At 44.9% G+C, this 21,271-nt stretch carries 21 protein-coding genes; 14 read left to right on the top strand and 7 right to left on the bottom strand.

Annotated elements, in window-relative coordinates; all coding sequences use genetic code 11:
* Position 1 precedes the first annotated feature (1 nt).
* Entirely contained in the window at positions 2-925 is a 924-nt protein-coding gene (locus AB6D58_RS15080; RefSeq protein WP_372157674.1) for an ABC transporter substrate-binding protein, read from the top strand.
* Between the two features lie 114 nt (positions 926-1,039).
* On the opposite strand, the gene AB6D58_RS15075 is transcribed toward AB6D58_RS15080, so the two are convergent.
* Positions 1,040-1,249, bottom strand: a complete 210-nt coding sequence (locus AB6D58_RS15075; RefSeq protein ID WP_017060973.1) for a DUF2986 domain-containing protein — start codon at positions 1,247-1,249, stop codon at positions 1,040-1,042.
* A 97-nt stretch (positions 1,250-1,346) separates the two neighbouring features.
* Here AB6D58_RS15075 and AB6D58_RS15070 point away from each other — a divergent pair, with 97 nt between their 5' ends.
* Together AB6D58_RS15070 and AB6D58_RS15065 are read left to right on the top strand one after the other, a co-directional pair.
* Positions 1,347-1,862, top strand: coding sequence for a GNAT family N-acetyltransferase (locus AB6D58_RS15070; protein ID WP_017067858.1), 516 nt, complete (start codon positions 1,347-1,349; stop codon positions 1,860-1,862).
* Between the two features lie 3 nt (positions 1,863-1,865).
* Positions 1,866-2,261 (top strand): nitrous oxide-stimulated promoter family protein, encoded by a 396-nt coding sequence (locus tag AB6D58_RS15065; RefSeq protein WP_017064560.1) that lies wholly within the window; start codon positions 1,866-1,868, stop codon positions 2,259-2,261.
* A gap of 103 nt (positions 2,262-2,364) precedes the next feature.
* On the opposite strand, the gene AB6D58_RS15060 is transcribed toward AB6D58_RS15065, so the two are convergent.
* Positions 2,365-3,762: an MATE family efflux transporter gene (locus tag AB6D58_RS15060; RefSeq protein WP_102394368.1), complete on the bottom strand. Its 1,398-nt coding sequence runs from the start codon at positions 3,760-3,762 to the stop codon at positions 2,365-2,367.
* Positions 3,763-3,812: 50 nt separating this feature from the next.
* Here AB6D58_RS15060 and AB6D58_RS15055 point away from each other — a divergent pair, with 50 nt between their 5' ends.
* The gene (locus tag AB6D58_RS15055) at positions 3,813-4,706 is read left to right on the top strand and encodes a helix-turn-helix transcriptional regulator (protein WP_372157671.1); all 894 of its coding nucleotides are present in this window, start codon (positions 3,813-3,815) and stop codon (positions 4,704-4,706) included.
* Between the two features lie 134 nt (positions 4,707-4,840).
* Here the strand turns inward: AB6D58_RS15055 and AB6D58_RS15050 are convergent, their stop codons facing one another.
* The gene (locus tag AB6D58_RS15050) at positions 4,841-5,992 is read right to left on the bottom strand and encodes an MFS transporter (RefSeq protein ID WP_372058712.1); all 1,152 of its coding nucleotides are present in this window, start codon (positions 5,990-5,992) and stop codon (positions 4,841-4,843) included.
* On the opposite strand from AB6D58_RS15050, the gene AB6D58_RS15045 reads away from it, so the two are divergent.
* Positions 5,964-6,203: a hypothetical protein gene (locus AB6D58_RS15045; RefSeq protein WP_017060129.1), complete on the top strand. Its 240-nt coding sequence runs from the start codon at positions 5,964-5,966 to the stop codon at positions 6,201-6,203. The genes AB6D58_RS15050 and AB6D58_RS15045 overlap by 29 nt on opposite strands.
* 57 nt (positions 6,204-6,260) lie before the next feature.
* Here the strand turns inward: AB6D58_RS15045 and AB6D58_RS15040 are convergent, their stop codons facing one another.
* Positions 6,261-7,286, bottom strand: a complete 1,026-nt coding sequence (locus tag AB6D58_RS15040) for an AraC family transcriptional regulator (RefSeq protein WP_372058714.1) — start codon at positions 7,284-7,286, stop codon at positions 6,261-6,263.
* Between the two features lie 369 nt (positions 7,287-7,655).
* Here AB6D58_RS15040 and AB6D58_RS15035 point away from each other — a divergent pair, with 369 nt between their 5' ends.
* Together AB6D58_RS15035 and AB6D58_RS15030 are read left to right on the top strand one after the other, a co-directional pair.
* The gene (locus tag AB6D58_RS15035) at positions 7,656-9,260 is read left to right on the top strand and encodes a long-chain fatty acid--CoA ligase (RefSeq protein WP_372157669.1); all 1,605 of its coding nucleotides are present in this window, start codon (positions 7,656-7,658) and stop codon (positions 9,258-9,260) included.
* Entirely contained in the window at positions 9,253-10,932 is a 1,680-nt protein-coding gene (locus AB6D58_RS15030) for a GMC family oxidoreductase (protein ID WP_372157667.1), read from the top strand. Before AB6D58_RS15035 ends, AB6D58_RS15030 begins: the two co-directional genes overlap by 8 nt.
* A gap of 102 nt (positions 10,933-11,034) precedes the next feature.
* Here AB6D58_RS15030 and trxC read toward each other — a convergent pair whose 3' ends face one another.
* Positions 11,035-11,469 carry a thioredoxin TrxC gene (gene trxC / locus AB6D58_RS15025; RefSeq protein WP_017060125.1) on the bottom strand — a complete coding sequence of 145 codons (435 nt, stop codon included), beginning with the start codon at positions 11,467-11,469 and terminating at the stop codon, positions 11,035-11,037.
* A gap of 122 nt (positions 11,470-11,591) precedes the next feature.
* Between trxC and AB6D58_RS15020 the strand changes: the two genes are divergently transcribed.
* The 5 genes from AB6D58_RS15020 to AB6D58_RS15000 all read left to right on the top strand — a co-directional run bounded on the left by AB6D58_RS15020 (position 11,592) and on the right by AB6D58_RS15000 (position 15,601).
* A complete protein-coding gene (locus AB6D58_RS15020) occupies positions 11,592-12,689 on the top strand; it encodes a ketoacyl-ACP synthase III (RefSeq protein ID WP_372157686.1) in 1,098 nt (365 codons plus the stop codon).
* Between the two features lie 22 nt (positions 12,690-12,711).
* The gene (locus AB6D58_RS15015) at positions 12,712-13,176 is read left to right on the top strand and encodes a GNAT family N-acetyltransferase (RefSeq protein ID WP_029235379.1); all 465 of its coding nucleotides are present in this window, start codon (positions 12,712-12,714) and stop codon (positions 13,174-13,176) included.
* Between the two features lie 97 nt (positions 13,177-13,273).
* Positions 13,274-14,506 (top strand): glycosyltransferase, encoded by a 1,233-nt coding sequence (locus AB6D58_RS15010; RefSeq protein WP_372152705.1) that lies wholly within the window; start codon positions 13,274-13,276, stop codon positions 14,504-14,506.
* Between the two features lie 202 nt (positions 14,507-14,708).
* Positions 14,709-15,170, top strand: a complete 462-nt coding sequence (locus tag AB6D58_RS15005; protein ID WP_372157664.1) for a YeeE/YedE family protein — start codon at positions 14,709-14,711, stop codon at positions 15,168-15,170.
* On the top strand, positions 15,170-15,601 hold the full coding sequence (locus tag AB6D58_RS15000) for a YeeE/YedE family protein (RefSeq protein ID WP_016787649.1): 432 nt from the start codon (positions 15,170-15,172) through the stop codon (positions 15,599-15,601). The genes AB6D58_RS15005 and AB6D58_RS15000 overlap by 1 nt, the downstream gene beginning before the upstream one ends.
* 163 nt (positions 15,602-15,764) lie before the next feature.
* On the opposite strand, the gene AB6D58_RS14995 is transcribed toward AB6D58_RS15000, so the two are convergent.
* A complete protein-coding gene (locus tag AB6D58_RS14995; RefSeq protein ID WP_017064569.1) occupies positions 15,765-16,640 on the bottom strand; it encodes an endonuclease/exonuclease/phosphatase family protein in 876 nt (291 codons plus the stop codon).
* Positions 16,641-16,943: 303 nt separating this feature from the next.
* On the opposite strand from AB6D58_RS14995, the gene nrdD reads away from it, so the two are divergent.
* Positions 16,944-19,064, top strand: coding sequence for an anaerobic ribonucleoside-triphosphate reductase (gene nrdD, locus AB6D58_RS14990; RefSeq protein ID WP_017064570.1), 2,121 nt, complete (start codon positions 16,944-16,946; stop codon positions 19,062-19,064).
* Positions 19,065-19,219: 155 nt separating this feature from the next.
* On the top strand, positions 19,220-19,690 hold the full coding sequence (nrdG, locus tag AB6D58_RS14985; protein ID WP_372157663.1) for an anaerobic ribonucleoside-triphosphate reductase-activating protein: 471 nt from the start codon (positions 19,220-19,222) through the stop codon (positions 19,688-19,690).
* Between the two features lie 104 nt (positions 19,691-19,794).
* Here nrdG and AB6D58_RS14980 read toward each other — a convergent pair whose 3' ends face one another.
* Positions 19,795-21,222, bottom strand: coding sequence for an MATE family efflux transporter (locus AB6D58_RS14980; RefSeq protein WP_372157662.1), 1,428 nt, complete (start codon positions 21,220-21,222; stop codon positions 19,795-19,797).
* Positions 21,223-21,271 lie beyond the last annotated feature (49 nt).

The raw sequence follows: 21,271 nt of genomic DNA, 5'->3' as shown, positions 1-21,271 counted from the left end.
CATGACCTCTTTAATTAATCGTATCTCAAGAACAGTGAAGGCTATTACTAAAGTTGGTGCCGTTAGCAGCCTATGGTTGGCCGGCTCAATGGTGTCTATCAGTGCTAATGCCGAGGATATCCTTACCAGTACGCCTGTGACTTATGCTTTGGCGACAGAGCTAACCAAAGGCACAGACATTACCACCGAATATCTGCCACCAAAGCGCTACGGCATTGATCGTCTGCCAAACTGGTTTGGTACTAAAGGCGCAAGCAAAGTCCTTCAATCCGGCGAAAAGGCGACCGTAGCATTAACGCTGTCATCTATTTGGCAAGCTGATCCTACATTTGTATACGCAAGACAGGGCAATATCCGTTTGGTTGAAGTGGATGCGGCTCAAGCGATTACACCGCGCGCGCAAGGTGTAGCTGCGCTGACGTTATCAAATGGTGAAGTGTCTAAATACGCGTGGTTAAACCCAACCAATCTAACGCGTATGGCGGCAATTGTGGCTGATGACTTTAAGTTGTTGTGGCCTGCGCAAGCTGAAACGATTGATAGCAACTTACAACGTGTGATGTTGGATGTTCGTGAACTGATCAACAAGCAGCAAGCAGTGTTATTGGATAACGACGTAGATTCAGTATTGTTGCTTTCAGAAAGTTTGGAAGATTTCGCTTCAGGTAGTCAACTGTTTGTTGAAGAGCGTATATTCAAAGCTGAACTGGAATGGACAGTTCAAGACAAAGCCAAACTCAAAGCGATGTTTTCGGAAGATGATGCTCTATGGTTAGTTACAGCGAAAAAGCCAAGCAACTTGATTAAATCATTGGTACCGAATGAGCGTATCTTGGTAGTGGATTCTGTTGATCGTTGGGGCAGAGCGGGAATCAACGCAAAAGCACCGTTTGCCCGTTGGGAAGTGCAGCCATTCAAAGGCTAACCAGCGCGATTAAAAATGGTAGGATCAAAAAAGCAGCCCAATTTGAGGCTGCTTTTTTGTTCTTGTCTGTTGGCTCTGAAAAGAGTGTCAGACAAGAGGACTGCGAGTATAAACTTACTCTGCAGCTTTTGTCTCTTCAGCTTCAACAGTTGCTTCTACTGAACCTTCAGCTTGCTCTTGAGCTGCTTTCGCTTGTTCTTCAGCTTCCATTTTTGCACGGTCAGCTTTAGAGATGTAGCGAGGCTTGTTGCTACTATGCAGTTTAGAATTCGCCTGTTTCTGCTTCTTTTTTAGAATTTGATTGATTTTTTTCTTACGGTTCATTGCTGCATAGCCTTGTATTTAGTTTAGGCGGTGGAGGATAATCATTTTAGCTCTAGAACTCAATATTTACATGGTATTCAGCAAGGAAAATATCACTATGCAGTCAGTCGAGACCGAACGTTTAAGATTAAGAATGATCACACCTCAAGATGCGGCGTTTATTCAACGACTATACAGCTCAGAAGATTTCCTGCGTTACATTGGTGATAAGGAAATCAACGACACTGAAAAGGCTGTCGAGTACATTGAAAACAACATTCTTAAGATGCATGAAGAGAAGGGTGTCTGTTTGTTGATGGTTGAAATCAAAGAAACTTCAACGCCAATTGGTATCTGCGGATTAATAAAAAGAGACACCTTAGCGTCGCATGATATTGGCTACGGGTTTGCTCCTGAGTTTTATGGTCAAGGCTTTGCCCAAGAAGCCGCGGAGGCGATAATTGAACAAGCTAAGCAGAATGCTGATATCGATCATTTAGTTGCCATCACTACCTCTGATAACATTCGAAGTATCACACTACTGACTAAGTTAGGCTTTGTGTTCGAGCGAGTTGAAGATGTGATAAGCGAAAGCGTTAATCTCAACCTGTACGGTTTCTCATTAGGTAATTAAAACATGTTCCAACATAACAATATTCTACAAGGTGAGCTCGCAACGGAGTACAAAACCGTTATTGCGATGGTGCACATCTATTGCAAAGATCACCACGGTGAAGTTCGTCAGAATAACGCGTTATGTGAGGAGTGTGAGCAACTGTTGCGTTACGCCGAAACACGATTGGATAGATGCCCTTATGGTGAAGCCAAACCGACCTGCAATAAGTGTCCGATCCATTGCTATAAGCCCGATCCGAAAGAGCAGATGCGTTTAGTCATGCGCTATGCTGGGCCAAGAATGTTACTCAAGCATCCGATTTTAGCGATCAGACATTTGATACATGAAAAGCGAAAAGTGTCTGAGAAGCCACTGTCGAATGTGTCGAACCGCCATATCCGAATGAATAAGAAGTAACTGGCGTTTAAAAGTGGTTGCTGAAGAAACGAAAAAGGTCTGATTGCGCAGACCTTTTTGATGTAGATACACTTCCATCTCAGCTTGAATCTAGCCAAGTAGCCTATGCCGCTTGAGGCTCGTCATAGGTCACTGTGAGGTTGTTGATCCAGCGTCGGCTTAGGTAACGATGAGAACAAATTGCCAGTTTCACCACTTCTTCCACCAACATCAAACCATAGATGTATTTGAAATCCCATCCAGCGACAAACGCGCCGTAAACACATACTGGAATGCCCACCATCCACATCGCGATGAAATCCATGCGAAGGCAGAACGCATTATCACCACCAGCGCGAATGATACCGTTGATGATCACCATGTTCAGCATACGAATCACCACAGCAAAACACATAATGGTCATTGCAGGTGAAGCGAGCGGGTAGAGAGCATCTGTAGAAAGGTTCAGCCATGTTAGAACATGCTCTTTGCCCATAAACAGTAGCAATCCAACAACCGCGCCAAATCCAACCACGGCTTTAATGAAGGTCAGTCCCATACTCATTGCGTCGTCAAACTCATCACGGCCTAATGAATGACCAAGTAACACTGAACACGCTACCGAAATACCAAAGAAAATCGAGTAACACAGCGACTCAAAAGGCGCGAGCATAGAGAACACAGCAAGTTCCGTTGTGCCCATGTGACCGAAGATCATTTGGTATGCCATAGTACCCATTGCCCATAACACGGCATTCATCGTTAGTGGCAAAGCAATACGACGGTAAGACAACCATAATGACGGACGATGTGGTGAGCTAGGCGTGGTTAACAACCAGTGTTTACGCATGCGCATATAGCCATACATCAAACCCACTTGAATCAAGCGCGCTAAAGTGGTTGCCAATGCCGCACCTGCAACGCCCATCGCTGGAATACCGAAGGCACCTTTAATGAGTACGAAGTTAAGTGCGATGTTGAGGGCAATCGTGACCGCACCAAGCAATAGTGGTGTTACGGTGTCACCTGATGAGCGCATGCTTGCTTCTACCACGACCACAATGTGAGTCAGCAGAAGGACAGGGAATCCATACCACAGGTAAGTCGCGCCAAGTTCAATCACGGTTTGATCGCTGGTCTGCAACATCATTAAAAACTGAGAACCAAGAGTGATGATTGCAGTAACAGGCAGCAGAACTTTTAAGCCAAACACCATTGCGATAGATGATACCGTTCGCGCGCTTTTTCGGTCGTTCTTTCCCCAGTATTGAGCAACTAATGTTCCGTTTGCTGAGGCCAACCCTGCCATAATCATAATAGCAACGAAGTGCCATTTTGATGCAATTCCCACAGCCGCAGCTGCTTCCATACCATAATCACTGACCATTAATACGTCAGCAAGGGCAAGAATAGCGACAAGCGCACTTTGTAAAGCAACAGGTAAACCCAGTTTAACGATACGAGGTAAGATGCTCTCTGGCTTGTTATTCATAGATGAGTTAGGGTTGATGTTAGTTGTCATAAGCTCTCCGATTTATGGCAGAACTATAGTGATTTGAGCGAAGTAACAACATGTTTAAAAAACAACAAAACCTGTGCGAATCCGTCATTGATTCAATGAGACCAAAATCAACTTGGCATGATGATGTTTTTCTCGCTGAACAGTGCAAAGAACGTTTTTTGACCGTTGAAGATATTCCAGAGATGAAAAGCTTTGGTGTCTATATGGGCGGCATGGCGAAGCTATATGATGGCTACTGGGTTGAGCGCGAATCCGTTAATGTTCATACGTTGATTTTCACTATGGAAGGTGGCGGGATTCTAACAACCGCAGCATCGGTCAAAGCGATTACGCCTTATACACTCGTGGTGCTTCCTGCTGAAACCCCATTTCGTTTTGAACTCGATCCTCAATATAATTATTGGAAAATGGCGTGGATGCTGACGCCTGACACCAAGCAATGGCAGCACATAGCAAGTTTAGGACAGGGGATTGTGCCTTTTGGAGAGTGTGAGCAGATCTGGTCATTAATGAACTTGGTTTACTTTGAGATAGGCGGTAGAGCCAGTTACCGTAAGTTACTCTTGAGTGAAATTATCCGAACATTGACGGGGTTTGAGCCTAAGTCGACCAGCACCACTGCACGTGTTCAAGCGCTCTATAACGAAATTGAAAGTAGTCTGCATCAGCCATGGACAGTGGCAGGGATGGCTGAAAGAGTGTTCATCAGTGAAGAGCAACTCAATAGAGTCACCAAGACGCTATTCAACCTCTCACCACGCAGTAAATTGATTCAATTACGCATGGACAAAGCCACCAGTCTACTGAAATATCAAGATTGGTCAGTTTCTATGATTGCTAATCGCTTAGGCTACAAAGATCCTTATAACTTTTCGCATCGTTTCAAAAAGCATTTCGGTTTGTCACCCAGTCAATATCGAAAGAGCCATCGACTTCTTGGTTAGCCTTGCACGATGAAATGAGAAGTGTGGGAGAAGAAGGTTACATATAGGCATGAGTTGAAAAGGGCCCTTCGCTTAGACATAAAGTCTGAACTCGGAGCCCTAATGACACGCATCTAGTGTCTGTCTATTTAAGCTTACTCGCCTGCAATCTGTAGGTGAGAGCGCTTTAGGCTAGCAATCAACATGTAGATCGTTGTAGCAAGTAGAGACGCGAATAGGTAAGTGAACAATCCTGCTTGTGAATCCATAAAGCTGTCTGCAACGATTGGTCCCGCAACAGAACCGATGCTGTAGCAAAGTAGCATGATTTGAGTCACTGACACCAAGTAGCTTGGGTCAAGGTTACGGCAACCTAAGTTAATCGCGATTGGGTATAGCGCAAATGTGGCCATGCCTAATACGAACAAGCTCATGCCTAGTACGTAGAAATCGTGATTGATAGTCAGCACACCAATGCTTGCAACCCCTAGCAGGCAGAACAAAGCCATTAATAACACTTGTCCTACGTGGTGAGATAACCAAGTCACCATCGGCTGTACAGCCATACCACCCATGATAACCAAAGCCATCAAACCACCAATGTCTTCGTGTGCAATGTTACGTTGAGCAAGTTCAACTGGCATCAAGCCGTAAATCGCACCTAGCGTTAATCCGGAAACAATGCAGCCAATTAGCGCGCTGTGGCTTAATTTGCTGATCTGCTTTAAAGACAAAGATTGCGCATCGTGGATCTGTGGTGGAGTTGCTTGTCCGTACATCAGCACAATGATCGCACCAAACAGAAGGGTGAACATTGCGATGAAAGGTACGCCACCAGTAATACCTAGGTAACCGATACCAAGCTGACCAACTGCAGAACCGCCGTACAGTGAACACATGTAGATAGCGAGACGTTTTGCGCGTTGTGACTCGTCGCCGCTCATTAGCCAAGACTCTACAATCACGAAGATACCTGCAACCACCACACCAGCCACAAAGCGAGCTAGTAGCCATACTGCTTGGTGTGGGATCAATGGCAATACAAGGATCGTTGCGATGAACACACTCAATGCGATGACGAACGCATCTTTGTGGCCAACACGCGCAATGGCACGTTCAATCAATAATGTACCAGCCAGTAGACCTGCATAGAATGCACTCGCCAACCAACTCGATAGATCTTTGTCTAAGCCATACTCAGACAGCATTAATGGTAATGAACTCATTAAGTAGCCTGAAGCGATCGCGTAAAAAGACAATGCAATAACAGGAACAGTTATGCGAGTTGTTGGTTGGATGTTGTCCAATGCAGGAGCCTCTGATAGTAAAAGAAACGATGAATTTTCCGCGACTATGGGGGAGAAACTGAATTGGGTAAAACAAATAAAAATGGTCGTTAAGATAAAAGAAATTTATCGACCAACTAAACTAAAATACGGTTGCGATATTTGGTGGTTTGGCGAGATTTTATGCGGGCAAAAAGTCGTTAAGCCGTTGTTCATTGGTGGTTTAATTTAGAAAAAGATTGCAGCGTGATTGTCTTTTTATGATTTGGATTGAGTGGGATTTTAAGTGTTAGACCGTTTCTTTACGGTATTGACGTGGCGAGCTTCCACTCCACTTACGAAAGGCATGTCGAAAGTTAGCGCTGTCTGAAAACCCAACGCGCTCAGATATCTCTTCAATGCTCATTTGAGTTGAAGAAAGGTAGTGTCGAGAAAGGTGAAAACGAACGTGGTCCAGTATCTTCTGGTAGCTGGTATCGGCTGCTTTCAGGTGACGACGCAGAGTTCGAGAAGACATGCCCAGTTCTGAAGAAATGGATTCTATAGAAGGGTAACATCCTGGCCTTTCAATCAGCATCTGAGAGACTTTCTCTTTGAGGCTACTGGGTGCACTGACTTTTGCCAACATGTCATCACACGATTTTAAGCACATCTGTAAAGTGATGGGGTTGGCGGTAGGAAGAGATGAATACAAGGTGGTTGCGTCGAACTCCCATTCAAGCCGGTCACTATTGAATTCAACCGGGCAGCGGAAAATCTCTGTGTATAGATCGCCGTATTCAGGTTTTGGATAGGGGAAGCGGATCACTTGAGAAGGAAAGGGCTGCTGTAAGACCTCTTCGCACAAACTGTGTATCGCCGAGAACCAGTATTCACAACAAAAGGGCAGTAAAGAATCGAGTTCGATAAGTTGCTCTGCGCGAAAGTAACCAATGTTGTCTTCTACAGACATGGTTTTCCTGAGGACAGGGCCAGCAAGTTGCAGATACTTAAACCCGATTAAAAAGGCATCGAGTAGTGTTTCGCTGCTAAACACCGCATAACCGAGCACGCCGAAATCGCTGAACCTCGCTTGTTGGCCAACTTTAAGCCCCAATCCGTCTTCGTTGGAATTCGCTAACGCATTACTGAACACAGCAAGCTTTTGCGCCAAAGTGATGTGTGTATCGGGTGTGTTGAGTTGGAGAGCATCGATGTTACTTCCTTCGAGCAACTCTTCGATACTGAGAACAGGCGACAGGTAACGATGCAGCAACTGAAGATCCAGAATGCCGAATGCTTGCATGTCGGGTTCGTAAACTGCGGTGTATTCCATAAGCTGCCTCTTGCTGAATATCGATATCTTAACCGAACTTTTAACATTTACGCCTGTTGCTTGTTCTCACTTTCGCAAGCTTGTTCCAAATTTTGGTTTATGTGTGCAAGGTTTTATTGGGCTAGCGCAGGCTGTGTCCGAATATCACCGGTTTTTGTCTTTTTGAAACCTGTTCGAAATGTTATCGAAATGTTGTAATTTATTGGGCTGCACATTGGAGCGTCTCAAACATTTTGCTCAATAACGACTCTTATCTACATGACACACCAATGTGCAGGCTCGTGATGACAAGAAAGAGACTTATTACAACGATTAGAACGTCTACGGTGACCGTCACAAACAGGTCTAAGCCGCACAAGGAGATCATGGATGCACAATCTTGCTGTTAATTTGGAGCGTAGCGCTTCGCTTTTTCCAACTAAAGCCGCTCTGCGTATGGGATCGGATGAAATCAGTTTTTCTCAGTTAGAACAACTTTCTGGAAACGTGGCTGCTAACTTGAAAAGACTTGGGTTGCAGAACGGAGATAAGGTAGCGTTGTCATGCCCGAACGTGACTTACTTTCCGATAGCCTATTACGGGATTCTAAAAGCGGGTTGTGTAGTCGTGCCTTTGAACGTGCTATTCAAGGCCAGAGAGATCGCTTATCACCTTAATGACTCTAACGCGAAGGCCTATTTATGTTTTGACGGCAGTGAAGAGCTTCCCATTGGTCGCTATGGTTTACAAGGTTTTGAGCAGGCAAACCACTGTGAACACTTTGTCGAGATGCCTATCCCAACAAACACAGACACTACTTTAGAAAGTAATGAGGAGCATGAATCAATCGCTGATTGGTTGGCACAACCTTTTACTCCTTTTGAGTCTGTGGCTTGTCATGGCGATGATACCGCTGTGATCCTTTATACCTCTGGCACGACGGGTCAACCAAAAGGGGCTGAGCTTTCCCACACCAACATGCAAACCAACGCGATGTCGTCACAGTATCTAATGCGATTGGAATACAGCGACACCACAATGGCCACACTGCCTTTATTCCATAGCTTCGGTCAGACGGTCATGATGAACGCGAGTGTGCTAACAGGGTCCACCATGGTGTTGATTCCTCGTTTTGAACCGTCATTGGTTATTGAACAGATCATTAGCCATAAAGTCAGCGTGTTTGCGGGTGTTCCTACTATGTATATCGCGCTATTAAAGGCGGGAGAAGAGTCTTCTGATAGTTTAGAAAACACAAGCAAACGCTCTGAACAGGTTAAACACAGCTTGAGGTTAGGTGTTTCTGGCGGTGCTTCTATGCCGCTTGAGGTTATACGACAGTTTGAATCTCGTTTTGAATTACCAGTCTTAGAAGGTTATGGGCTCTCGGAAACGGCGCCGGTTGCGACCTTTAATCATATTGATGGCGATCGTTTATCGGGTAGTGTCGGTCAGCCTTTATGTGGCCACCTCATCAAGATTACTGATATACAAGGCAACTCTGTCGCTATGGGTGAACTCGGCGAAGTCTGCATTAAAAGCCCAAGTGTGATGAAAGGCTATTATCAAAGGCCAGAGGCGACAGCTGAATCTATTCGTGATGGTTGGTTCTTAACGGGAGATATCGGTCGCGTCGATGAGCATGGCAATTTGTTCATTGTTGACCGTGTTAAAGACATGATTATTCGTGGTGGGTACAACGTTTATCCACGTGAAGTCGAAGAAGTGTTGATGTGTCACCCCGATGTCGAAATGGTCGCGGTGGTAGGCGAGCATCATGAACATTTAGGCGAGGAGATCCACGCGCATGTGGTTCTTCACGAACATACGCAATGTGATAGTGCCGCCTTGATAGCATGGTGTCGTGAGCAACTCGCCGACTACAAATACCCGCGTAAGGTATTCATTCGTAAAGCCTTACCCATGACAGCAACCGGAAAAATCTTGAAGCGTGAGTTACACCCACTAGAAATAGCGGAGGTGGCAAATGGATAGTTATGATTTTATTATTGTTGGCGGTGGTTCAGCTGGGTGTGTGATGGCTTCTCGGCTGTCGGAAGATCCTGATGTGACGGTTTGCTTGTTAGAAGCGGGTGGTAAAGACACCAGCCCATTCATTCACACACCCGTTGGCGTGGTGGCGATGATGCCAACCAAACTCAATAATTGGGCATTCGAAACGGTTGAACAGCCGGGTTTGAACGGTCGTAAAGGCTATCAGCCTAGAGGTAAGACACTTGGCGGTTCTAGCTCTATCAATGCCATGATGTACGCTCGTGGACATCGCTATGACTACGATAGATGGGAAAGCTTGGGCAATGCTGGCTGGAACTATGAATCCTGTTTGCCTTACTTTAAGAAAGCAGAAAACAACGAAGTCCACCAAGATGAGCTCCATGGCCAAGGTGGTCCTCTTAATGTGGCCAATCTTAGATCGCCAAGCCCTATGTTGGAACGTTATTTAACGGCGTGTGAATCGATAGGTGTACCTCGCAATGAGGATATTAACGGCGCTGCTCAGTTTGGGGCGATGCCGACGCAGGTAACACAGCTGAATGGTGAACGATGCAGTGCTGCCAAGGCTTACTTAACGCCAAACCTTTCACGATCGAATCTCACGGTCGTGACTAAAGCCACCACACATAAGGTTTTGTTTGAAGGCAAGAAGGCGATTGGTGTTGAATATGGTTCTAGCGGAAAGCGTTATCAGATACGATGCAACAAAGAAGTGATTCTTTCCGCTGGCGCGTTTGGTTCTCCCCAATTGCTGTTACTGTCTGGTGTCGGTGCTCAAACTGAACTAGAGACACATGGAATCGAACAGGTTCATGAATTACCTGGAGTGGGCAAGAACCTTCAAGATCATATCGACTTAGTACATTCGTATAAATGCAGTGAAAAGCGTGAAACTTTTGGTATCTCGCTGCAAATGGCCTCTGAAATGACCAAAGCCTTACCACTATGGCACAAAGAACGCCGCGGTAAAATGAGCAGTAATTTTGCAGAGGGAATAGGCTTTCTCTGTTCCGAAGATCATATCGCTGTACCGGATTTAGAGTTTGTATTTGTGGTCGCTGTTGTAGATGACCATGCTAGAAAAATTCATACCAGTCATGGCTTTACCTCTCATGTCACCTTATTGCGACCGAAGAGCTACGGCACCGTAATGCTCAATAGTAATGATCCCTATGATCCGCCTAAGATCGATCCTGCGTTTTTCAGTCATCCTGAAGACATGGAGATCATGATTAAGGGCTGGAAGAAGCAGTATCAAATGTTAGAGAGTTCCGCGTTTGATGATATCCGAGGCAATGCTTTCTACCCTGTGGACGCCAGTGATGACAAGGCTATCGAGCAAGATATTCGCAATCGTGCAGACACTCAGTATCACCCGATCGGGACCTGTAAAATGGGACCTAGTAGCGATTCTTTAGCTGTGGTAGATAAAGATCTCAAAGTTTATGGATTGGATAATTTGAGAGTCATTGATGCTTCTGTGATGCCGACACTGATTGGGGCAAACACCAATGCACCAACCATTATGATTGCTGAGAAAGTCGCAGATCAAATCAAACAGCAATACGGGTTTGGCAAGCAAGAATCTAATATTCAAGCGAAAGGCGAAGCTGTAGTTTTATTCAAGAAGTTAAGTGATAACCATAAATAAAACAGTAGGTTAGATAGTCTTGATTTGGTAAGACTCTCTAACCTATTTTTGTGTGCTTACTTAGAATTAAGTAATGCTAAATCAATAGCTTAACCAATAGTATTACTTAGTTAGTGCTTGATTAAGCCACTGATCAAATTGACCTTTTGGCAGTGCACCGTTAATCGTATCAACACGTTGACCGTTCTTGAACACCATCACCGTTGGGATGCTTCTGATTTGATACATAGCCGCCAGTTGCTGTTGAGCTTCGGTATCAATTTTAACAAATCGAACATCGCCAGCGCGCTCTTTAGCGACATCGCTGAACACAGGTGCGAAACCTACACATGGGTTGCACCATGTCGCCCAAAAATCGACAACGACAGGCTGTGAACTGTTCAAAATTGATTGGAAATTCAGTGACGTACCTTCGATTGGTGCACCGTCTAGAAGTGCGTTTTTGCACTTACCACAAGTAGGGCTTTCTGAAATTCTTTCTGAAGGAACTCGGTTTACGCCACCGCAAGAAGGGCAACGTGTGTTGAATGTAGACATAACTTTCTCTTTTTATTGCGTCTCCGTGCCTAACGCGATTTACGAATCATGTACGGAACGCTTATACTGTTTAAAACAAGAATAAGATACTCAAATAAAAACAAACAATAAACAGGTAAATGATGACAAAATTTTACGCTGAAATTACGGGCTGGGGAAAGTGTCTGCCACCAGCCGTGCTATCCAATGATGATTTAAGCACTTTCATTGATACGTCTGACGAGTGGATTCGTACTCGAACTGGTATCGAAAATCGTCGTATCAGTCATGTAAATACCTCTGAGCTAGCGACCGTTGCTGCTCAACATGCAATGGCGTGTGCTGGTTTAACAGCCGAAGATATCGATCTTGTGATCGTAGCGACGTGCAGTCCAGACTCTCTTATTCCAAATACCGCGTCTAAAGTTCAACAGAACTTAGGCATCAAGAGCGCAGCAGCTTTTGACCTTAATGCAGCGTGTACAGGCTTTATCTACGGTGTTGAAACAGCAACTCGATTGATTCAAGCGGGCAACTACCGCAATGCGATCGTTGTGGGTGCAGAGCGTCTTTCATTCTTCATCGACTGGACCAAGCGTGATACTGCGGTTCTATTCGGTGATGGCGCTGGCGCTGTGGTTTTATCGCGTACTGAAGAACAAGTGGGTTTACAAGAAGCTCAAATCGGTTGTGACGCAGAGGGCCGTGACATTCTAGCAGTACCAAAATTCGGTACGTCTATGGACCGCTTTGCTGCTGATAACGGTTACTGGGATTTTGATTTCGTTGGTAAAGAGATCTTCAAGCGTGCAGTGAAAGGAATGGGCGCTGCAGCACATACAGTATTGAGTCGCACTGGCATCTCAACTGAAAACATCGATGTTGTGATTCCGCACCAAGCGAACATCCGAATTATTCAAACTCTGTGTGATATGGCGGGCATTGAACGTGAGAAAGCGTTTGTGAACATTCAAAACTATGGCAACACGTCGGCTGCGACTGTGCCAATTGCATTGTGTGAATCGTTAGAGCAAGGCTTTGTTAAACCGAACTCAAACATCCTTGTGGCGGCATTCGGTGCCGGTTTAACTTGGGGGGCAGGCCATATTAAGTGGGGTAGCCGTGTTGATCCGTTAGGTCAATCGGACGCTAAGCTTCCAGAAGCAGATAGCTCGGCATTAGAACTTCTAGAGAGAGCCATTTTACAGTGTAAAACGCGTCCTAATTCTGAGAATGAGTAGCAGCATGGCGCAAGTTCGTTTTATGACAGAAGCCGACCTCGATGGAGCGGCTTTAGTTCACCAAGCTACTTTTGTTCGACAGCAAAACTCAAAAAATTGGTTACAATGTAACTTAAATGCTGCGCCACGCTTTCTTAACTTTGTTGCTGAAAGCGATGGCGAGATTGTCGGCTACATTATTTGGGTTCAAAAGAGTGGGTTTAGGCCTGAAGCTGTTTTGGAGCTAGAACAACTTGCTGTGTTACCGAGTGCTCAGGGGCAAGGATTGGGCAAAAAGCTGATTCTAGACTCTTTGCCTCAAGTGAAGCAGAAGCTATCAGAGCAGGGCTCGACACTAAAACATGTATTAGTGACCACCAGAGCAGATAACTTTGCACAAAAGCTCTATCAGTCGACATTGGGCGCTCAAGTCGAAACCACGATTTCAAACTTTTACTCAGCCGATGAAGTGCTTATGATAGCTCGCAATGTAGGTGAACGAATCTGATCGCTGAGTTCTTAGAACCATTATTATCAGCGGCATAACTCGATTAACGTTTTATTAGGGGCTTCTGTGGCCCTTTTGTTATTTCTTAGGAAGTATTTTGAAGAAAGTTTTAGCAATTGGCTACGTTTGGCCAGAACCGAATTCATCGGCGGCTGGCAGCCATATGATGTCTCTTTTACGTCTATTTAAGAGACAAGGTTGGTCAGTTGAATTTGCAACACCCGCTCAAGAAACCGAGCACATGATTGATCTCTCTGAAGAGGGCATCACAAGCCAATCTATACAGTTAAATTGCGATAGCTTTGACGATTACATTGAAGAGCTGCAGCCCGATGTTGTGATGTTTGACCGTTTTATGATGGAAGAGCAATTCGGCTGGCGCGTCGAGAAGGTATGTCCCAATGCCTTTAAGCTACTGGATACTGAAGATTTACAATTCCTACGCAATGCTCGACATGAAGCTGTTAAGAAAGAGACAGAGTTAACGAAAGAGCACCTGTACAGTGACTTGGCTAAACGTGAAATTGCCGCGATTTTGCGCTGTGATCTTTCGTTGATCATTTCAAGTTACGAGATGGAACTGCTTCAATCTGAGTTCAATATCGATCCCAAACTGCTTCATCATCTGCCGTTCATGGTTGATCTTAATACGCTTCCTGAAAGCACGAAAAGCTTTGAAGAACGTAAGCATTTCATGACGATAGGCAACTTTAGACACGCACCGAACTGGGATGCCGTACTTCAGCTACAGAAGATTTGGCCGAAGATTCGTAAACAGTTACCTGACACTGAACTTCATATTTATGGATCGTATCCGCCGCCAAAAGCAACCGCTTTGCATAACCCTAAAACTGGCTTCCATATCAAAGGTTGGGCGAAAGACGCTCAAGAAGTGATGGAAGATGCACGTGTTTGTGTTGCGCCATTACGTTTTGGCGCTGGCATTAAAGGCAAGTTACTTGATGCGATGAAGCTGCAAACTCCGAATGTAACCAGCGAGATCGGCAGTGAAGGCATGCTACCGCAAGGTGAACTGCAATGGCCGGGCGCAGTGTCAGATGATATTGATGAGTTTGTTGAACAAGCTGTCGCTCTTTATAAAGATGAAAAGAAATGGCTTAAAGCTCAAAGCCAATGTCATTCAATTCTTGAAGCGCACTATGAACAGAATCAACTGGGCGACAAATTGATCGAGCGACTGACTGCGCTAGGTTCTGAGCTTGATGCGCATCGACTGAATAATTTCTTTGGTTCAATGCTTAAGCACCATAGTATGGCGAGCACTAAGTACATGTCGCAATGGATTGCTGAGAAGAACAAGGTCAAATAGCTGTTCTTTACCAAAGACAGAATAAATCTTAAGCCCTTAGGTTAACACCTAGGGGCTTTTTTCATGCAGGGCGCTTGTTAATTCCAGACTTACAAAACGACACATACTCGCAGTACATTAGCATTGACTAATTTATATTTATTAGTAAAATCTAATTTATAGGTTGTTATGAGTTTATGATGTTTGTGGATAGGAGAGGTTTGTGCTTAGTTTGATTCCTTGGGATGCTTTTTTCGGCGGCATGTTGTTAGGCGTGTCGGCCATTGTTTTAATGTTGGGGATTGGTCGAGTTGCTGGCGTTAGTGGCATTGTCAGCCGATTATTGCCAACTGGCACCAGCAACAAAGAACGTAAAGATGCGGATACAGCAAACACCGAAAAACACTGGCGTATCGCCTTTGTTGTGGGAATGGTCGCAAGTGGTTGGCTATTAATTCCGACGGGCTACCAACTTCCGCAGTTAGAAGAGATGAATCTCGCTTTAGTGATTATTGCTGGCCTTCTGGTGGGCTTTGGTACTAAAACAGCGAACGGTTGTACTAGCGGGCATGGCATTGTCGGAATGGCGCGTTTATCTAAACGTTCTATTGTTGCGACCTGTGTATTTATGGGTGTGGCAATCGTAACCGTGTTTATCAAGAATCTGACTGGCTTGGGGGCATAATGAAAAACGCTTCATTTACTATCGTTATCGGTTTGGTCGCAGGTATTCTTTTTGGCTCTGGCATGATCATCTCAGGGATGGTTGATCCTGAGAAGGTACTCGGCTTCTTAGACATTACCGGTAACTGGGACATTAGTTTGGCATTCGTCATGGGTGGCGCGCTATTGGTCTTTGCACCGTTTTATCATCTGGTCATTAAAAAGCGCGCTAAAGCCATCAATGGCGAGCCGTTAGATAGCCGTAACAATCCGTTGATAGACAGAAAGCTGATTCTTGGATCTACAGCGTTTGGCTTAGGCTGGGGGATTGCAGGCTTTTGCCCAGGCCCTGCGGTAACCAGCCTAAGTGGCGGCAACCCGACGGTGTGGGTGTTTATGATAAGCATGCTGGTGGGAATGTGGCTGGCGGATCGTATGAACAAAACGTGTTAGTAGCAAGCTTATAGCTGATTACATTGGCTTTGACGTTATCCGTTCTGAGCTGACCAAGCATAGAGGTTGACTCGCTTTCAGCACGAAAGTCAGTCAGCCTCTTTCTATATTTATTGTTTCTATTATTTTCAGTTATCTACAATCTGCTGTTATCTAAAATCTACTATTTAATAGTCGTTGAAACTGGACAGTGGTCGCTGAGTTTGTAGTCCAGAACATCTTGTGTTTCAAATACCTTCTGCTTTGCAGGAGAAGCATTTAGCGACTCACTCACCACAATATGATCAATAACAGAGCGGAACTGATGTGTGCGATAATTGTTGCGGTTAGAGCGTACCTTACAATCTGCACGGGTCTTTCGTGTCGCTAACTGCGCATCAGTATATTGTGATAACTCTTTCCACATCCAATCTCGTGAGTAAGCGAGGTTATGGTTAAAGTCGCCAAGAATGGCGTAGTCTTCGTTATTGCGCTCTCTTTGCTTTATCCACTTGTTCAGTTGCTGAGCTTGCTCTTTTAAACGAGAGCAATCGCGGTTGGACTTATACGCTCCGCTACAACCTGCCTTTAAATGCACAGACAACATGTGAATGGGTTTAAAGTTTGTTTCTACAACGATATAGCTGGCAAACCTAAGTTTACTGTTGGATGTGGTTTCAAGCGGAAAGTCAGCGTAGTCGGTGAGGGCTACTCCTTTACGAACTGCAAATCCCGTGTATTGGTTCACTTCTTTAAATTGGCGGTTGCTGTTCTTAGATAGCGCCCGGTCAGACATCAATATCTTGTATTGATCACCAGCCACACGCTGAATGGCATTTACGTTATCGACTTCTTGAAACGCAACCACGTCTGCGTCTAAGGATTGAAAATAAGTTGCGAGTTTGTCGAAATCAGCTTGATCACGTTTGTCAGAAAACTTATTCACAGCCTCGTTGGTTGATAACCATTCGATATTCCAACTGGATATGGTCAAAGGTTCAGCAAATGTCTGGCTACTGAGTAAGCAGCCTAACATTATCCAGTTTTGAAGTCGTTTCATGCCAAATATCCCTAATTTTGTCTGCCAATATTGATGAGCCGTTATCCTACAACACTTACCAAAAATTCAACTCTTTTTAGGAGTTTTTTTATTGTTACATTGTTTCTTTTCGTCTTGAGAACTAGCGTAATAATATTGAATTGATCTTAGTCAGCGTTCTCTTTTTATTGATCCAAATCAATACTCAAAGTTGGTGGTTCTCGTTAAATACGCCACAATATCTAGTGTTAGTTAAACGATAAATCGCTCTATATAGTGTGTTTGTGGATAAGTCTGTGAATACCTCAAGAGTAAGGAGAAGTGGTGAAATCAATCGTAATCAAGCGTGATGGCTCAAGAGCTCCATTCAGTAGAGATCGCATCCAAGCTGCAGTGGAAGCAGCATCAGACAAAGCCGATAAGGAAATTGCTATTTATGCACTGAATGTGGCATTAGCAGTTGAGTTGAAGCTCGAAGACTACGATGAAGTTCATATCTCTGAAATTCAAACCATGGTCGAGAACGAGCTAATGCAGGGACCATACAAGTCTCTGGCTCGTGCCTACATTGAATATCGTCATGACCGCGACATCGCCCGTGAGAAGCAAAGCGCTTTAACTCGTGAGATCGAAGGTTTGATCGAAGAAAGCAACGTTGATCTAATCAATGAAAACGCGAACAAAGATGGCAAAGTAATCCCAACTCAGCGTGACCTGCTGGCGGGTATCGTGGCTAAACACTATGCGAAAACTCACATTTTGCCACGTGATATCGTACATGCTCACGAATGTGGTGATATTCACTACCACGATCTAGACTACGCACCGTTCTTCCCAATGTTTAACTGCATGCTTATCGATCTGAAAGGCATGTTAACGCATGGCTTCAAGATGGGTAACGCGGAAATCGACACACCTAAGTCTATTTCTACGGCGACAGCGGTAACCGCGCAGATCATCGCGCAAGTGGCGAGTCACATCTACGGCGGCACAACGATTAACCGCATCGATGAGGTTCTTGAACCTTACGTTATGGCGAGCTACGAGAAGCACTTATCGCTAGCGAAAGAGTGGGACATTCATAGCCCAGAAGCTTTTGCTATCTCTCGCACAGAGAAAGAGTGTTACGACGCGTTCCAATCTCTGGAGTACGAAGTAAACACGCTGCACACCGCTAATGGTCAAACACCATTCGTGACGTTTGGTTTTGGTTTAGGTGAAAGCTGGGGCTCGAAATTGATTCAGCAATCAATCTTGAAAAATCGCATTGCAGGTTTGGGTAAGAACCGTAAAACAGCCGTGTTCCCTAAACTGGTATTTGCGATCAAAGATGGTTTGAACCACCAGAAGCAAGATCCAAACTACGACATCAAGCAATTAGCGCTAGAGTGTGCGTCTAAGCGTATGTACCCAGACATTCTTAACTACGACAAAGTAGTAGAAGTGACAGGGTCATTTAAAACTCCTATGGGTTGTCGTAGCTTCTTGAATACTTACGAAGAAAATGGTGAGTTGATTCACGAAGGCCGTAACAACTTAGGTGTTGTTAGCTTGAACTTGCCACGTATTGCGATTAACGCAAAACAAGATATGGCTAAGTTCTACGAACTGCTTGATGATAAACTCAAGCTGGCTCGTCGTGCATTAGAAACTCGTATTTCTCGTCTAGAAAACGTGAAAGCGCGTGTTGCTCCAATCCTATACATGGAAGGTGCGTGTGGCGTTCGCTTGAAAGCAGACGACTCTATTGCAGACATCTTCAAGAACGGCCGTGCGTCTGTTTCTCTTGGTTACATCGGTATCCACGAAGCAATGACTGCGCTTTACGGCACAGACGTTCACTTGTACGACGACGGCGAAATGCGTGCTAAAGCGCTTGAGCTAGTGGAGTACATGAAGCGTGAAGTAGAATCTTGGACGAAAGAGACAGGTTATGCATTCAGCCTATACGGCACACCAAGTGAAAACCTATGTAGTCGTTTCTGCAGCATCGACACCAAAGAGTTTGGTGTGATTGATGGCGTAACAGACCGTGGTTATTACACCAACAGCTTTCACTTAGACGTGCAGAAGAAAGTGAACCCATACGACAAGATCGATTTTGAGATGCCTTATCCTGAAATCTCTAGTGGTGGTTTCATCTGTTACGGTGAGTTCCCGAACATGCAGAAGAACATCGAAGCACTAGAAAACGTATGGGACTACAGCTACACACGTGTTCCTTACTACGGTACAAATACGCCGATTGATGAGTGCTACGAATGTGGTTACAACGGTGAATTTGACTGTACTAGTAAGGGCTTTACGTGTCCTAAGTGTGGCAACCACGACTCAACCAAAGTATCGGTAACACGCCGTGTTTGTGGTTACCTTGGTAGCCCAGATGCACGACCATTTAACTTCGGTAAGCAAGAAGAAGTTAAACGCCGAGTGAAGCATCTTTAGTAAGCTCTAAGATTATTAGCTAGCTTATTTAGAAGAGCTACGTTTCAAGAAATATGATTGGTATCGGCGTTATGTCGATACCAATTCTTTCGTTTCAGCTTTTACAACACATCTTCTCAAACTATTACGTAATCACGAGTTTTCAATACTGCCTTATGAATTATCACCAATATCACCCAATCGACGTTGTAAATGGCCCTGGAACACGCTGCACTTTGTTTGTGTCGGGTTGTGTACACCAGTGTCGCGGGTGTTATAACCAATCGACGCAAAGGTTGGACTCTGGGCATTTGTTTACTCAAGAACTGCAAGACCACATTATCGCTGATCTCAATGATCCGCGAATTAAGCGTCGTGGCTTGTCGCTTTCTGGTGGTGATCCTTTGCATCCTGCAAACGTGTCTGAAGTGCTTAAGCTTGTTCAGCGTGTAAAAGCAGAATGTGAAGGCAAAGACATCTGGATGTGGACGGGCTACGAGCTCGACGAACTCGACGAAAAGCAGAGGCAAGTACTTGAATATGTTGATACTTTGATTGATGGTCGTTTTGAGCAAGATAAAGCGGATCCAATGTTGGATTGGCGTGGTAGTACAAACCAAATCATCCATCGATTTACTGATATATAACTGCTGTCGTGACTTTGCACACTCGTAAACGAAAAAGGGCTTCATCGTTAGCGCAATGCTACAAATCAGCCCTTGGGTGTGAGTTCTTTGAATCTATCGCCTGTTTATATAGGAATGTGCTCAGGCTCGTCGATTAGATTGTTGATCCATTTCTTAGAGTGAATTCGCTGGCTAGTTAAAGCGATCTTCGCTAACTCCTCCAGTAACACAATCATCAAAACCCATTCTAGCGGCCAACCCAACACCAGCGCAGTAAAGTAAGCAAGGGGAATGCCGATTGCCCATTGGCCAAACAGGTCGATGAAGATACTGTAGTTGATGTCTCCACCACTTTTCAGCACGCCACCAATACCAACCATATTGAAGACTCTTAGTATCATGCCGAGTGCCATGACTAAGGTGACGTTAACGGCTGTCTCTTTGAGCTCTAAGTGAGTAAGGCCGATCATGTATACGATCGCGGGTTTAGCAAACCAACACACCAAGGCTAATATAGCCGCAAGCCCACAGCTGACCAATACATAACCCCATGCGGTGTTCTCAACACGTTGATAGTTCTTCGCGCCGATCTCGTTGCCTAGAATGATCGAAGCGGCGACCGCAAACCCCATGAACGCCGAGATCAAGATACTTTCTACTGGCGATAACAGCGAAATGATCGCAAGCTCTCCAACACCCATTTGCCCAACTATCACGTTATAAATAAGAATCCCGCCCGCCCATGCTGTGTCATGAACCAACATAGGTATTGCTATCGTGAAGTACTTCTTTCTATGCTTCGGTAATATCGCTTCTCGCCAATTACTTAATGTCGGGAATAGATGCGCGTAGTGTTTCTTCGCCATGATAAGCAGCGCTATCGTCTGAAAGAATCGAGACACCGTGGTGCCAATAGCCGCACCAACTACGCCCAGTTCTGGAAATTCAAACAAACCAAAGATCAACAATGCATTGAGAATCGCATTAACGATGATTGCCCAAATACTGATCTTGGTGGGTAGCTTGGCTTCGCCGACCGATCGCAGTGCGCTTTCTAAGGGCACTACGATCGCGGTACCAAAAAGGCTGGCTCCTGTTATCCAAAGGTAATCCGTTGCCAAGCGGACGTAATCAGGGTCTGAGGCCACCACAGACACGACTGATTCAGGAGCCAATGTATAAATCAACACAAAGGGGATGATGGTAAAGACAGACAATGCCCATGACTGTGCTAATGTGCGTCTAATTCCGTTGAAATCTCCCGCACCGAAATATTGCGAAGCTAGCACACTGACAGCGCCGCTAATCCCGGATACCATGATCAAGTTGAAGAAAAATATGCGGTTACCCACACCAACCGCCGCAGTTGCAGAGTCACCCAGTTGGTTAACCATAAAAATATCGACCACGCCGAGTAATGAAAACAACATGGTTTGTAGCGATACAGGCAAACCGATGTGTAAAAGCTTTTGCCAAAAATCTTTGTCTAGATGAAGATATGTCGAGCGCATCGCATTTCCCCTGTGGTTAATATGCGAGAAGTTTATCGGCATTTGTTTAGGCTGTATTGTTCAGGTTCATCACAAACTTTTGCCAAACTAT

Origin of the sequence: Vibrio sp. 10N.239.312.D08 (assembly GCF_041466145.1) — a bacterium.
Taxonomy (GTDB): Bacteria; Pseudomonadota; Gammaproteobacteria; order Enterobacterales; family Vibrionaceae; genus Vibrio; species Vibrio crassostreae_C.
The sequence above is the reverse complement of the archived record's forward strand: the minus strand, read 5'-3'. Positions and strand labels throughout refer to the sequence as shown.

Bases quoted from the DNA above. Each gene is read 5' to 3' on its own strand.
- AB6D58_RS15080 (WP_372157674.1), top strand. From the start codon at position 2: ATGACCTCTTTAATTAATCGTATCTCAAGAACAGTGAAGGCTATTACT.
- AB6D58_RS15075 (WP_017060973.1), bottom strand. From the start codon at position 1,249: ATGAACCGTAAGAAAAAAATCAATCAAATTCTAAAAAAGAAGCAGAAA.
- AB6D58_RS15070 (WP_017067858.1), top strand. From the start codon at position 1,347: ATGCAGTCAGTCGAGACCGAACGTTTAAGATTAAGAATGATCACACCT.
- AB6D58_RS15065 (WP_017064560.1), top strand. From the start codon at position 1,866: ATGTTCCAACATAACAATATTCTACAAGGTGAGCTCGCAACGGAGTAC.
- AB6D58_RS15060 (WP_102394368.1), bottom strand. From the start codon at position 3,762: ATGACAACTAACATCAACCCTAACTCATCTATGAATAACAAGCCAGAG.
- AB6D58_RS15055 (WP_372157671.1), top strand. From the start codon at position 3,813: ATGTTTAAAAAACAACAAAACCTGTGCGAATCCGTCATTGATTCAATG.
- AB6D58_RS15045 (WP_017060129.1), top strand. From the start codon at position 5,964: ATGCGAGTTGTTGGTTGGATGTTGTCCAATGCAGGAGCCTCTGATAGT.
- AB6D58_RS15040 (WP_372058714.1), bottom strand. From the start codon at position 7,286: ATGGAATACACCGCAGTTTACGAACCCGACATGCAAGCATTCGGCATT.
- AB6D58_RS15035 (WP_372157669.1), top strand. From the start codon at position 7,656: ATGCACAATCTTGCTGTTAATTTGGAGCGTAGCGCTTCGCTTTTTCCA.
- AB6D58_RS15030 (WP_372157667.1), top strand. From the start codon at position 9,253: ATGGATAGTTATGATTTTATTATTGTTGGCGGTGGTTCAGCTGGGTGT.
- trxC (WP_017060125.1), bottom strand. From the start codon at position 11,469: ATGTCTACATTCAACACACGTTGCCCTTCTTGCGGTGGCGTAAACCGA.
- AB6D58_RS15020 (WP_372157686.1), top strand. From the start codon at position 11,592: ATGACAAAATTTTACGCTGAAATTACGGGCTGGGGAAAGTGTCTGCCA.
- AB6D58_RS15015 (WP_029235379.1), top strand. From the start codon at position 12,712: ATGACAGAAGCCGACCTCGATGGAGCGGCTTTAGTTCACCAAGCTACT.
- AB6D58_RS15000 (WP_016787649.1), top strand. From the start codon at position 15,170: ATGAAAAACGCTTCATTTACTATCGTTATCGGTTTGGTCGCAGGTATT.
- AB6D58_RS14995 (WP_017064569.1), bottom strand. From the start codon at position 16,640: ATGAAACGACTTCAAAACTGGATAATGTTAGGCTGCTTACTCAGTAGC.
- nrdG (WP_372157663.1), top strand. From the start codon at position 19,220: ATGAATTATCACCAATATCACCCAATCGACGTTGTAAATGGCCCTGGA.
- AB6D58_RS14980 (WP_372157662.1), bottom strand. From the start codon at position 21,222: ATGCCGATAAACTTCTCGCATATTAACCACAGGGGAAATGCGATGCGC.